Raw genomic sequence first — 12802 nt, forward strand, 5'->3', positions numbered from 1 at the left:
CCTCTCACGGATCGGTGGCCCAACGATCTCATGCTGGAGCTCTGGCTGCCGGTGCCGCCCCGGTCCCCTGCGGTTCAGCGGGTCACGACGTGTCGCTCGTCGGGGACGCAGTGGGTCATGGTCAGTCCCTCGACGTCGCGCGGAGGGTTCTTGCCGAGGTTCGACAACCGCTTGCGGTCCTCGTCGGTGAGGTCCTGGCCGGTCAGCGGCTCAAGCCCGGCGACGTCCTCCGGACTGATGCCGAGCCCGTCGCCGACCCGCAGGCCCAGGTCGTTCTCGACCAGCAGGAAGTGCCACACCATGCGCTCCTGTACGGGCCGGTCGCACTGGGCGATCAGGTCGGTGAGGTTCTTCACCAGGTCGTCGCGCTCCCACTCCTCCAGGAGCAGGTACCGCTGGCCCGCCTGCAGGTAGTCGTTGGTGCGCGGGATGCGCTTGCGCGTGAGCCGGCCGTGGATCTCCGGGCCCTGTTCGTCGTGCGTCGCGTACTGCGCCTCGCGCAGGCCGCCGGTGATGGACGGCTCGTAGTTGACGTGCGGGTTCTCGCCCGCGCCGTCCACGTGGTAGGTCATCTGGCCGTCGCGCTGGTTGGTGCGCACGTCGGCGTTCTTGGCCTGGTTGACGGGGAGCTGGAGGTAGTTCGGGCCGACCCGGTGGCGCTGGGTGTCGCTGTAGGAGAAGGTCCGGCCCACCAGCATCTTGTCGTCGGAGAAGTCCAGTCCGTCGACGAGGACGCCGGTGCCGAAGGAGATCTGCTCGTTCTCGGCGAAGAAGTTGTCCGGCATCCGGTCGAGCACCATCCGGCCCACCGGCTTCGGCGGGAACTCCTGCTCGGGCCAGGTCTTGGTGTCGTCGAGCGGGTCGAAGTCCAGCTCCGGGTGGTCGTGGTCGTCCATCATCTGGACCAGGAGCTCCCACTCGGGGTACTCCCCGCGGGCTACCGCCTCGTAGAGATCCTTGGTGGCGTGGCCGAGCGAGTCGGCCTGCACGTTGGCGGCGTCCTCCTCGGTCATCGAGCGGACGCCCGCCTTGGGCATCCAGTGGTACTTGACCAGCTTGGTCTCGCCGTCGGCGTTGACCCACTTGTAGGTGTTGACTCCGAAGCCCTGCATGTGGCGGTAGTCCGCGGGGATCCCACGCGGGCTGAACAGGTTGACCAGCATGTGCATCGACTCCGGTGTCTGCGACATGAAGTCGAAGATCCGGCGCGGCTGCTGCTCGAAGGTGACCGGGTCGGGTTTGAGGGCGTGGATGACGTCCGGGAACTTGATCGCGTCCCGGATGAAGAAGACGCCCAGGTTGTTGCCCACCAGGTCCCAGTTGCCGTCCTCGGTGTAGAACTTCACGGCGAAGCCGCGCGGGTCGCGGGCGGCCTCGGAGGAGTCGCGCCCGCCGATGACGGTGGAGAAGCGGACGGCCAGGTCGGTGCGCCTGCCGCGGTCCTGGAACAGCTTGGCCCGGGTGTACCGGCTGATCGGCTCCTCGCCCCAGGCGCCGTAGGACTCGAAGTAGCCGTAGGCGGTCACACCGCGAGCGTGTACGACGCGCTCGGGGATGCGTTCCCGGTCGAAATGGCTGATCTTCTCCAGGAACTGGTAGTTCTCCAGCGTGGCGGGCCCGCGGGCGCCCACGGTGCGCTGGTTCTGGTTGTCGTGGACCGGGTGGCCCTGGCGGTTGGTGAGCACCTTGCGGTCGTCCGCCGGAGCGGGACCGTTACCGGACACGTCCGTCATGATCGGGGACTCCTTGGTTATCGGGTTCTCGGCGGGTGGCGGCCCCTGGCCCAGCGGGCGGCCTCCGGCCGGTGTTCGGCGGATCACCCGGGTACCCGGTCGGCTCGCGCCACTCACGTCACGCGTCCGCCATCAGTGCGTCGTCGTCGGGGCGGGCGCCGGACAGCTGACGGCGGGCAGCTGCCAGGGCGGAGTCGATGTCACGGGTGCCCGTGGCGATGCACAAGGTGTACGACACGTCCTCGAGGCGCTGCCGCGCCCCGGCGCTGCCCTCCTCCGCGTGCAGAACACTCAGCGCCTCGTAGCGCTCGAGCAGGTCGGTCAGAAGGGCGGGGTGGGCCATGAGCATGATTCGCTCCTCCATCTGCGCAGGGGAGTGAGGGCGGTCGCATCCGCCGCGTCACTCGGACTGTCGCGGGAGAGGCCTCGGCGGACACACCAAGGAGAGCCGCATTCGGCCGCTTCCGCGGTGGGCCTGTGATCCCAAGCACCTGCCGCCCGTCTGCCCTGACCTCCCCGGCCCAAACCCGCCTTGCGTTCAGCTCTCCTTCCGGCACACCCGGGTCAGTCCCGGCGGGCGTCGACGTCGCCGTTGACCGTGGTCAGCGTCATGGTGTGGTTCCGGTCGGCGCGCTGTGCCGGGACGGCCACCGTGGCGCGGCCGTTGTCGGTGGAGGCGGTGACCCGGTAGGCCGGGCTGTCGTGGGGCACGGTGACGTCGACCGAGCCGTTGACGGTCGCGGCGCCGACGCCAGACGGGACCGCGGCACACCCCACCACCACGTCGCCGTTGGTGGTGGCCGCGTGGACGCGCTCCGCTGCCACGCTCGTCGCGCGCACCGAGCCGTTGCGGGTGGACAGCCGTACGTCGGCGTCGTCGCGTCCGGAACGGGTCACCGTCACATCGCCGTTGACGGTCGAGATGTCCAGCGCGGCGGCGACGCCCGCCACGTCGACGCCGGCGTTGCGGGCGGTGGCCGTGACGCTCACGCCGTCGGGGATTTCGACGTACGGCATCCGGGGGCAGCCCTCGTCGCCCGTGGTCCGGTCGGCGCACGACAGGTCGAGCGTCCACACCTTCCCGCGATGGGACCAGCGCCCGCCGACGCGGTCGTCGACGGTGACGCCGCGGCCGTCGGCCGGGCGCAGCCGCAGGCCGTTGTCGGTGGCGATCACCACACGGTCGCCGGAGCCCGCCGTGCGGAAGGTTCCCGACGTCTGCTGCCCGCCGTCATCGTCGCTGCACGCCCCGGCGAGAGGCAGCAGTGCCAGTACCACCATCAGGCGCGTCAGGCGCCGTGTCGGCATCGCCTTCATACAGCCTCGGATGCCCCGGTTCGCCGCAGCCATGGCAGAGGCGGACGGCGGGGCCGGACCGTTCGGGCCTACGGCACCGGGACCGAGTCCGTCTCCGTCGGCCCCTCGGCCGCCGCGAGCGCCTTGTTGCGGCGCACGGAGGACAGGAAGGACCAGCCGATCAGGACGACACCGACGAGACCGGTGATGATCTCGTTGATCTGGTACTGGATGGTGACCATGAGGATCACCGCGAGGGCGCCGATCGCGTAGTGGGCGCCGTGCTCCAGGTAGACGTAGTCGTCGAGGGTGCCCTGGCGGACCAGGTACACGGTCAGGGACCGGACGTACATCGCGCCGATGCCGAGACCCAGCGCCATCAGGACGATGTCGTTGGTGATGGCGAACGCACCGATCACGCCGTCGAAGGAGAACGAGGCGTCGAGAACCTCGAGATAGAGGAACATGAAGAACGCCGCCTGGCCTGCCAGCTTGACCGGCGATCCGGTCCCGCCGGAGCGTTCGGCCTCTTCCTCGCGTTCCTCCTGCTCTTCGAGTTTGTTCTCGAAGTAGCCGGAGAGGCCGCCGACGACCATGTAGGTGATCAGACCCGCGATACCGGAGATCAGGACGGTCTGCGCCTTGTCGGCGTGCGCGCCGCCGTGCTGGTGGGCGTGGGTCGCGAAGGTGAACGCGGTGACCAGCAGGACGACCAGGGCGATGCAGACCGACAGCATGTCGACCTTGCCGAGCTTGGCCAGCGGCCGCTCCAGCCAGGCCAGCCACTTGATGTCCCGGTCCTCGAAGATGAAGTCCAGGAAGATCATCAGCAGGAACATGCCACCGAACGCGGCGATCGCGGGGTGCGCGTCGGTCACCAGCTGCTGGTAACGGTCCTTGTCGGTCACGGCCAGCTGGACCGCGTCGTACGGATTGAGCTTCGCGGTGATGGCGACGATCACGACCGGGAAGACCAGCCGCATGCCGAACACGGCGATCAGAACGCCGACCGTGAGGAAGATCTTCTGCCAGAAGGCGTTCATCTTCTTCAGGATTCCGGCGTTGACCACCGCGTTGTCGAACGACAGCGAGATCTCCAGCACGGCCAGGATCGCCACGATGCCGAACGCGGCCCAGCCGTCGTACAGCACTCCTGCGGCCAGGCCGAGCGCGGTGACCGCGAACGCCCAGCGAAAGGTCTTCAGAATCACTGGCACCAAGTCCTGTCATCGGGCGGTCGCCCGGGTGGCGGGCGCAAACGGCCCATGGGGGCACGGGCGTTGTCTATCACGGTCGTCCGTCGCCGAGGTGGCGCGGGGTGCCGGCGCGGACGCCCTGGCGGGTGTCGGACCGGCTGTCCGGATCATGTCCGAGTGGGTGCTCGTACGGCGAGGAGGGCGACGTCGTCGTCGTTGGTGACGTGTCGGACCCGGCGCAGCACCTGATCGGTGAAGGAGGCCAGCGGGCGGTGGGCGAGGGCGGCGGCGTGTCTGCGCAGGCGCTGCAGACCCTCGTCGAGGGTCTGGCCCGGCGCCTCGATCAGGCCGTCGGTGTACAGCAGCAGCGTGGAGCCGGGCGGCAGCGGGGCGGTCGCGTCGGAACGGGGTGTACGGACTCCGGTGCCCAGGAGGATGCCGTGGCCGTCGGTCAGATAGCGGGCCAGGCCGTCGTGGCTGATCAGAAGGGGTGGCGGGTGGCCGGCGTTGGTCCAGCACAGCTCCCAGTGCCCGTCGTCCCGCTCCTCGACGCGGGCGAAGATCGTGGTGGCCATGGTGACGTCGGTGATGTGCATGACCGCCTCGTCGAGCCGGGCGACGATCCGGCTCGGGGGTTCCTGGTGGGACCAGGCGTAGGCGCGGAGCATGTTGCGCAGTTGCGCCATGCCGGCCGCGGCCTCCAGGTCGTGGCCGACGACGTCTCCGACCGCCAGTGCGGTGGCACCGTCGGAGAGGGAGAAGGCGTCGTACCAGTCGCCGCCGACCTGTGAGGCATCGGGAGCGGGCAGGTAGCGGGCCGTCATCTGCAGTCCGGGCACCCGCGGCATCTGGGGCAGCAGGTGGTTCTGCATGGTCTCGGCGACCTTGCGCTGACGCTGGTACAGACGCGCGTTGTCCAGGGCCAGGCCTGCCCGGCGGGCGATGTCCTCTATCAGGGGGAGATCGGCGGTGGTGAAGTCCGCCGGATCCTTGGCGCGGCCCAGGGTCAGCGCGCCCAGGACCGCGCGGGTGCTGCGGATGGGGGCGATGGCGGCGGAGCGGATACCGGTGACCTCGAACAGGCGGTGCTGTTCCACCGCGATACCGGAGTCCGGTTCCTGCTGGTAGGTCTGCGGGCCGGCCAGAGTCGAGGCGACCCCGCGCAGGGCTCTGGACAGGGGCATCGGCGAATCCTCCGGGACCGGCGGCATGGGTCCCTGGAGGTCCTCGTGGCGCACCAGGGTGCCGTTCTCGGCGTGGACGACGTCGGTGCGCCACACCTCGTCGCGCTCGGTGATCAGATCGACGACGGCCCAGTCCGCCAGCCGGGGCACCACCAGGGCCAACAGCCGGCGCAGCGTCTCCTCGGCGTCGAGAGTGGAGGTCAGCCGGGTGGTGGTCTCGGCCAGCAGTGCGAGCCGCTCGAGTTCCGGCAGCGGATTGGCCGCCGTCTCCGGTCGCCTGGCGGTCTCCGGCGGGCGCTGGGCGTGGACGAGCACGAGCGTGCCGGCATCCCAGCCGTCCACGACGTACGGCGTGATCAGCCACGACACGGGCAGCAAGGAGCCGTCCCCGCACTCGAAGTGGTCCCCCTCGGTCTGGGCGGTGCGCCCGGCGTGGAAGGCCTGCCGCATATCGCACCGGCTCCTCGGCATGGGGTGGCCGTGGGCGTCGCGGTGCAGCAGGTCGTGCGCGTCGCGGCCGAGGAACTCCTCGGCGGGCCGGACCAGCAGCTGTTCGGCATGGGCGTTGACGGCGATGACGCGGCCTTCCTCGTCCACGACGTACGCCGCGGTCCCGATGGCCTCGAGGGCCCGGGTGAGCCCCGCGGCGGGTATGGCCGGGGGTCGTCTCCCGGGGGTCGCCGCGTCCTCCGCGCCTGTCATGTCTTCCTCTCCTCGCTGGTCGGCCGCCGCCCCTTGCCCGTAGGTGGGAATTTCGTCCGGCGTACCTGCCCTTCCCGTCTGCCCCGACACCCATGTATCCAGCCTCGCGTGTGAGCGAGACCTCGCAACCGGGTCGGCAGGGCCCGGGCGCGCGGAAGCGACCTGGCGTGGACCCGGCGCGCGGGCGGTCGCGGCAAGCGTGGAGCGCGGGGAGTCACGACACCTTCGCGCCCCCTGACGCTTCCGTGCGCCGGGTGCGCGTGGCCGAATTCCCCCTGCTTTCAAGGCACTTGGCCGCGCACTGGGTATCCGTGAAGTCACGGGTGGAGACAGGCGGCATGGGGAGGGCTGGGTCTGTGGCACGCCTATCGTGGATGTCCGGCCTCATCCCGTCACGCCGCTCACGCAAGCGCCATGTAGTGCGCGTGCTGCGGGCCCAGGGGCTCTACGGGCCCAGGTTCCGTGACGTGCTGCCCGCCTTCGCCGGTGTCGTGGCAGCCGTGTGCGCGGTGGCCGCCGTGCTCGCCGCGGGGTATCGCGCTGCCGGCATCGTCGTCCCTGTCGCCGGTGTCGCGTTCCTGGCCCTGGTCGTCACGGCCGCCATACGGCACGGACGCCCTGGCGCTCGCCGACGTATCGGCTACTACACCGCGGACGAGCTGCTCGAACTCGACACCCAGGGACTCGCGTTGGCGGTGGCGCGGATGCTGCGCCGGGACGGGTGGCGGGTGCGGCTGATGCCCGCGCCGGACCGGCCGCGACTGTGCGCCCGGGACACGGCCGGCCGTCGCATCGACGTGGCCTTCCGGCCGGTGGCGGAACCCCTCCCCGACGAGGACACGCCACATCCTCACTCGCACCGCGGGGACCAGGAATCGCCCCTGCGCCTGGTCGTCCATCGCGGTGTCTTCACCGCCCGGGACATCCGGTGGGCTCGGAGGGAGGAGACGATCCACCTGCTCGACGGGTCCGCTCTGCGGCAGTGGGCGGCGGGCGCACGTCTCAACGACCTGCTGTCGCCGGGGCGGTGACCAGCAGTCGGTATGCCCCTGCCGCGAAGGAACGTCTCCGCGTCTGCCTCTCCCCCGTCAGATCCGCCCGCCGGTCAAGCGGGTGATCGGACCGTGCACGTGACGCCCGGCGCGTCGGCCGGCCGCGTACGACGTCGCGGTCAGCGCGGTCACGCCGACACCCACGCCTGCGGCGATGAGCTTTCGCTGGGCTATCACCGTCCAGGCCGTCTTGGCGACGGCCGCGGCCTGCCCCGAGGCGGCGATGACGGTCTGGCGGCCGGACTCGACGCTCTTGGCCGCGGTCTGCGCGGCCCCGCTCGCCGTCCTGGCCGTCCGCTCCGTCGCCTCCTTGCCCGCTGACGCAGCGTCATCCGTCTTCGCGGCCGCCTTGTTCGCGGCCTTGGTCGCCGGGGCGGTGGCCTTCGCCGTGGTACGGCGCGCCTTCGCCGCGGCCTGCGTGGTCGCGGAATCTTGGTTCGTCTGCTCGTTCGATTCACTCATGGACAACGCGTTACCGCTCGCTTCGACGGCAAACACTCTCTGTCGAAACGGCCCGGTGCTGTGGCACCGGGCCGTCACCCGTCACCTGTCTCAGCCGATGTGGAAGCTGTCCCCGTAGACCTTCCAGTCCAGTGGCGGGTTCAGGTCGAGGTTGCCCTGGCGCAGGAAGACGCGTTGGGCGGTGTCGACCCGGCTGGTGTCGCTGTGCGCCTCCTCCTGCTTCATCGCCCACACGCGTGCGTCGAGGAAGGCGTTCAGGTACGTCGTTTCGTCGCCGCCCTGCGCCGGGGGCCTGGCCTGGCGCAGGGCCCGGCGGCGGATGCTGCTGAAGCTGGTCGCGTCGCCGCCGTCGCCGTGCATGACGATGGCGTCGTAGTACGCGAACTGACCGAGCACACGCAGGCCGTCCGCCTTGCCCTGCCTGACGGCGGGGTTGAAGTAGACGCGGTCGCGTTCGTCGTTCTGCGCCTGCTGGAACGCCGCGTCCCGGGCGGCCTTGCGCCAGTCGTCGGGGAAGTTCGGGTCCAGGCCGTCGTGCGAGTCGGTGCCGTCGACGCGGCGCAGCGCCGGCAGATACCTGGCGAGGACGTTGCCGGGCTTGCGGTCGGCGTACAGCTCGACGAGGTCGAGCATGTCTCCGGTGCCGGAGCAGAAGCCGATGATCCCGGCGGTGTAGCCGCGGCCGTCACCTATGTCCCCTATGTACTTGTACTGCGCCTTCCAGTCGAGCGAGGAGTTCTCCGCGCTCGACACCAGCTTCATGGCGATCTCCTTCTTCGCGGGGTCGTCGAGGCCCGCTGCGGCCGCGGGCGCTGCCGCGGCGCACGGAGGGCTGAACATGGCGGCGCAGGTCGCCGCTCCCATCAGAGCGAGGAGGGCGCGGCGGGAGGTGTGGGCGGCCGGGGGCACTGTGTCAGGTTCCACGGGGACTCCAAGTGGAGGTGGGGGGTGGAGAGTTGGTCCAGACCTGATTGTTAGGAACGTTTCCTACCAGTGCGAGGCGCGCACAGTAACCCACCGCGTGGGAACTTCGTATGTTCGAACGAATGATGGTCAGTGGGACCTGAGTTCGACCGACGGTCGAAAGGGGGCTAGCTCCGCACGACGTCCTTGACGAAAACGAGGCCGTCACCGGTGGCCAAGTGGGCCGGATCGAGCGGGGCGTAGCCGAACCAGGGGGACACACGGGGCGCGGGCAGTGTGTCGCCGAGAGCGGTGGCCAGCCGCCGGGCGTCGACGAGGCAGGGGGCCTGCGGAAGGGCGTACAGGAATCCTTCGACGGTGTCCGGCGGCGGTGTGTCCACCCTCTGGTGCCGGATCGTGCCGAGAGCCGTTGCCACGAAGGCGTACTCCGCGCCGAGTCGGGCGCTCACCAGCGCACCGGCGCTCCACCACTCCACCCGCCCCTCCCACATCTGCATCGCGCTCTTCTCCCGCTGGAGATGGGAGTTGTGGGCGTGGACGAGTGCCGGGCCCCGGGCGGCGACGGCGAGGAGGTTGTCGGCCATCATCGAATCCCGCAGCGCGCACAGGCGCGTCAAGCGGGTCTGTGAGGTGTCGGCCATCGAGTGGTGGTAGCGCAGCAGGCCGGTCGCGGTGCGGCCGTACAGGCGCGCCCGCTCCCAGTCGTCCCGCGAGGTCGCCGTGATCAGGTGGGGTGTCTGGACGTCGAGCAGCGTCACCAGCTCGTCGGCGAGCAGACGCAGTCGGCACGCTTCGGCCGACTGCCCGACGGACCGGGCCGGGTCCCTCATCACGGCGGGATCGGTCCACCGGTCGTCGGCGCCGAGCAGGTGGTCGAGCGTCTCCGCGGTACAGGGGAGCAGATCCGCGTCCACCCGGGCCGCCAGGTAGCCGTGGAGTGCGGTGAGGGCCTGCCGGGGGCTCGCGGCGCCGGTGATCTCCAGCGGGCCGTCGAAGCCGGCGAAGCGGAGCCACTCGGAGGCGGGCCGGCCCTTGTTGTGAGAGCGCATCCAGCGCACGAGTTCGCGGTTGGCCGCACAGGCGCCCCAGCCGTGGCTGAATCCGTGCTCCATCACCTCGTCGAGGGTGCCGGTGCCCGAGGTGACGTAGTCGTCCACCGCCAGGCCCCTCATGCAGTCGCTCTCGAGCGCGATCGTCCGGTAGCCCTCCTGCTCCACGAGCCGGCAGAAGAGCTCGTTGCGCAGTTCGAGCAGGGTGTCCTCGCCGTGGGTGGGCTCGCCCAGGGCGAGCAGCCGGGGCCGGGCCGGGAGCAGTCCCATGACGGCGGCAGCGTCGACGGCCTGGACGGTGTCCTTGATGTCAGTCGTCATGCCTTCAACGCTATCGTTGAACCCTCGGTTGAGACTTTTTCGCGATATGGTCGCTGACGTGGGACGAAAGCTTCAAAACGAGGGTCGGCTCAGGCCGGTCGATCTGGCGCGCGGGCACGGTCTGTCCACCCAGGCGATCAGGAACTACGAGGAGGCCGGCATCCTCCCGGCGGCCGGTCGCACGCCGCACGGCTACCGCACCTACACCGCTGTGCACGCGGGTGCCCTGCGCGCCTTCCTCGCCCTGGTGCCCGGTCACGGCCACGGGACGGCGACGTCGATCATGCGGGCGGTGAACGAGAGCGCTGCCGAGGAGGCGTTCCGTCTCATCGACGAGAGCCATGTCCAACTCCTCGACGACCGGCGGACCCTTGAGGCCGTGGAGAGGGCCCTGCGCGACCTGGAGGCCGGAAAGGCGTCCGCGCCCGCCGCGGTGGCCGGACCCGGCGGCACCTTCATCGGACCGCTGGCAGCCAAGCTCGACATCCGGCCCGCGACGCTGCGCAAATGGGAACGCGCGGGGCTGGTGCGCCCCCGCCGAGACGCGCTGACCGGGTATCGCGTCTACGACGAGGCCGACGTACGGGACGCCCGGCTGACCCATCAGCTCAGGCGGGGCGGCTACCGGCTGGAGCAGATCGCACCGCTGATCGCGCAGGTGCGGGAGGCCGGAGGGCTGGAGCCGCTGGAGGCCGCGCTGCGCGACTGGCACGGCCGGCTGTCCGCCCGCGGACGGGCGATGCTGACCGGGGCCGCTGAGCTGGAGGCGTACCTCCGCGAACGCGGATGCGGATGAGACCTCGGCCGTGGCGTCAGAAGTGACGTGGCAGTCGGACGACCTGGACGAAGAAGTCGTCGATCTGGCGGACCGCGGCGATGAACTGGTCCAGGTCCACCGGCTTGGTGACGTAGGCGTTCGCGTGGAGTTTGTAGCTGCGCAGGATGTCCTCCTCGGCCGCGGAGGTGGTGAGGACGACGACGGGGATGTGGGCCAGGTCCGGGTCGGACTTGATCTTCTCCAGCACCTGACGGCCGTCGTACTTGGGGAGGTTGAGGTCGAGGAGGATCAGGTCGGGCCGCGGCGCGTCCGTGTGGTCGCCGCGTCGGTAGAGGAAGTCCAGTGCTTCCTCGCCGTCCCGGACCACATGGAGCGTGTTGCCGATCTTGTTGTCCTCGAAGGCCTCACGAGTCATCAGCTCGTCGCCGGGGTCGTCCTCGACGAGGAGCACGTCGACGGGGCTGGCGGCGGGGGTGGTCATGTCAGGGCCTTTTCCTCGGTGCCGATACCGGATGTCTCCGGGCTTTCGGTGATGGACGGGAGTGTGAAGCAGAAGCGGGTGCCGTTCGTGTGGCCGGTGTCGATCCAGATCCTGCCTCCGTGTTGTTCCACGATCTTCTTGCACAGTGCCAGACCGATTCCGGTGCCACCGTAGGCGTCCCGCCCGTGCAGCCTCTGAAAGATGATGAAGACCTTCTCCGTGAACGGCTCCGGGATGCCGATGCCGTTGTCCGTGACGGTCATCAGCAGGCTGTCGGGGTTGTCGGGGTCGGTTCCGCAGGTGATGGACACGTGCGGAGTGCGGTCGGGGTCGCGGAACTTGAGGGCGTTGCCGACCAGGTTCTGCCAGAGCATGGCCAGCAGGGTGGGGTCCCCGACGACCTCGGGCAGGTGTTCCGGGCGGTCGACGCGGGCGCCGGACTCCTCGACGGCCGTCCCGAGGTTGGCCAGCGCCTTGTCCAGTGCCTGGTCGAGACCGACAGGCACCCGGGCGTCGTTGACGCGTCCGACCCGGGAGAAGGTGAGCAGGTCGTTGATGAGGACCTGCATGCGCCGGGCACCGTCGACCGCGAAGTCCACGTACTGTCGGCCGCGTTCGTCGAGCGTGTCGCCGTAGCGCTTCTCCAGCAGCTGGCAGAAGGAGGCGACCTTGCGCAGCGGCTCCTGCAGATCGTGGGAGGCGACGTAGGCGAACTGCTCCAACTCGGCGTTGGAGCGGCGCAGTTCCTCGGCCTGGGCGTCCAGGTCGGCGGCCTGCCTGGTCAGCTCCTGCTCTTGTTCACGGGAGGCCTCGAGTTCGGCCACGACATGCCAGCGCATGCCCTCGACGGCGTTGGCCACCGCGGTCAGATCGGCCGGGCCGGCGCCGGTGATGACGTACGCGAAGTCACCGCCCGCCACCCGCCTCGATGCCGTGCCCAGCGCCTCCAGGGGGCGGGTCACCAGGACCCGGACCAGGACGGCACAGGCGACGCCGGCCAGCAGGAAGGCCGCGACCATGCCGGCCAGAACCGAGTCGCGTACCTTCCGTTCATGGACGAGGTGGGCGCGGCCGTCCTCCACCGCCTTCGCGAGGTCGGTGTTCTGCTTGTTCCACAGGGTGCGCAGCCGGTCGAACTCCTTCTTGCCCTGATCGGCCTTCTGCTGGTCCAGCGGCTTCGGCCGGCCGGGGGTGACCGAGACCGCGAGGGGTTCGGCGTAGCTGCGGCGCCAGTCGGCCGCCTGGCTTTCGATCGCCTTGAGGTCCGCCAGCAGTTCGGGCCGGTCGCCGATGAACTCGTGCAACCGGGCGGCCGAGCGCGCCTCGGCGTGTTTGCCCCCGGTGTACGGGGCGAGGAACTGCCGGTCGGCGGCGATCGCGTAGCCGCGGATGCCCGTCTCCTGGTTGACCTGCGCCGCCTGCAGCCGGTACGCCTCGGTCTGGGCGGGCTGGATGCGGCGCAGCAGCTGGTCGCTGACCGCTGCCGTCCGGCCGAGCAGATGGGCGCCGACCACGCTGCCGACCACCACCAGCAGCGTCATGACGGCCAGAAGCAAGTAGAACCAGCCCTGCACCGTCAGCTGACGTCCGATCCACGCCGCGCCCATTCCTCGCCTCACCCTGT

General features: G+C 70.1%; 12 protein-coding genes. 2 read left to right on the plus strand and 10 right to left on the minus strand.

Annotation, left to right across the window (positions count from 1 at the left end; all coding sequences use genetic code 11):
• Positions 1-74: 74 nt before the first annotated feature.
• The 5 genes from RNB18_RS28665 to RNB18_RS28685 form a co-directional block, all read right to left on the minus strand.
• Positions 75-1733: a catalase gene (locus RNB18_RS28665; RefSeq protein ID WP_311716992.1), complete on the minus strand. Its 1659-nt coding sequence runs from the start codon at positions 1731-1733 to the stop codon at positions 75-77.
• Between the two features lie 118 nt (positions 1734-1851).
• Entirely contained in the window at positions 1852-2082 is a 231-nt protein-coding gene (locus RNB18_RS28670) for a DUF5133 domain-containing protein (RefSeq protein ID WP_311717038.1), read from the minus strand.
• A gap of 215 nt (positions 2083-2297) precedes the next feature.
• Entirely contained in the window at positions 2298-3050 is a 753-nt protein-coding gene (locus tag RNB18_RS28675; protein ID WP_394817687.1) for a DUF4097 family beta strand repeat-containing protein, read from the minus strand.
• Between the two features lie 68 nt (positions 3051-3118).
• Positions 3119-4240, minus strand: a complete 1122-nt coding sequence (locus RNB18_RS28680) for a DUF475 domain-containing protein (RefSeq protein ID WP_311716994.1) — start codon at positions 4238-4240, stop codon at positions 3119-3121.
• 152 nt (positions 4241-4392) lie between these two features.
• Positions 4393-6111 (minus strand): SpoIIE family protein phosphatase, encoded by a 1719-nt coding sequence (locus tag RNB18_RS28685; RefSeq protein ID WP_311716995.1) that lies wholly within the window; start codon positions 6109-6111, stop codon positions 4393-4395.
• Between the two features lie 356 nt (positions 6112-6467).
• On the opposite strand from RNB18_RS28685, the gene RNB18_RS28690 reads away from it, so the two are divergent.
• On the plus strand, positions 6468-7142 hold the full coding sequence (locus RNB18_RS28690; RefSeq protein WP_311716996.1) for a hypothetical protein: 675 nt from the start codon (positions 6468-6470) through the stop codon (positions 7140-7142).
• A 57-nt stretch (positions 7143-7199) separates the two neighbouring features.
• Here RNB18_RS28690 and RNB18_RS28695 read toward each other — a convergent pair whose 3' ends face one another.
• The 3 genes from RNB18_RS28695 to RNB18_RS28705 form a co-directional block, all read right to left on the minus strand.
• Positions 7200-7625 (minus strand): hypothetical protein, encoded by a 426-nt coding sequence (locus RNB18_RS28695; RefSeq protein ID WP_311716997.1) that lies wholly within the window; start codon positions 7623-7625, stop codon positions 7200-7202.
• 90 nt (positions 7626-7715) lie between these two features.
• The gene (locus tag RNB18_RS28700) at positions 7716-8489 is read right to left on the minus strand and encodes a chitosanase (RefSeq protein ID WP_311717039.1); all 774 of its coding nucleotides are present in this window, start codon (positions 8487-8489) and stop codon (positions 7716-7718) included.
• A 227-nt stretch (positions 8490-8716) separates the two neighbouring features.
• Complete coding sequence (locus tag RNB18_RS28705) at positions 8717-9919, minus strand: erythromycin esterase family protein (RefSeq protein WP_311716998.1); 1203 nt, start codon at positions 9917-9919, stop codon at positions 8717-8719.
• 58 nt (positions 9920-9977) lie between these two features.
• On the opposite strand from RNB18_RS28705, the gene RNB18_RS28710 reads away from it, so the two are divergent.
• Positions 9978-10715 carry a TioE family transcriptional regulator gene (locus RNB18_RS28710; RefSeq protein ID WP_311716999.1) on the plus strand — a complete coding sequence of 246 codons (738 nt, stop codon included), beginning with the start codon at positions 9978-9980 and terminating at the stop codon, positions 10713-10715.
• 16 nt (positions 10716-10731) lie between these two features.
• Here RNB18_RS28710 and RNB18_RS28715 read toward each other — a convergent pair whose 3' ends face one another.
• Together RNB18_RS28715 and RNB18_RS28720 are read right to left on the minus strand one after the other, a co-directional pair.
• Positions 10732-11178, minus strand: coding sequence for a response regulator (locus tag RNB18_RS28715; RefSeq protein ID WP_311717000.1), 447 nt, complete (start codon positions 11176-11178; stop codon positions 10732-10734).
• The gene (locus tag RNB18_RS28720) at positions 11175-12785 is read right to left on the minus strand and encodes a sensor histidine kinase (RefSeq protein ID WP_311717001.1); all 1611 of its coding nucleotides are present in this window, start codon (positions 12783-12785) and stop codon (positions 11175-11177) included. The genes RNB18_RS28715 and RNB18_RS28720 overlap by 4 nt, the downstream gene beginning before the upstream one ends.
• Between the last annotated feature and the right edge of the window lie 17 nt (positions 12786-12802).

The organism is Streptomyces doebereineriae (assembly GCF_031845645.1).
GTDB classification, from domain to species: Bacteria; Actinomycetota; Actinomycetes; order Streptomycetales; family Streptomycetaceae; genus Streptomyces; species Streptomyces canus.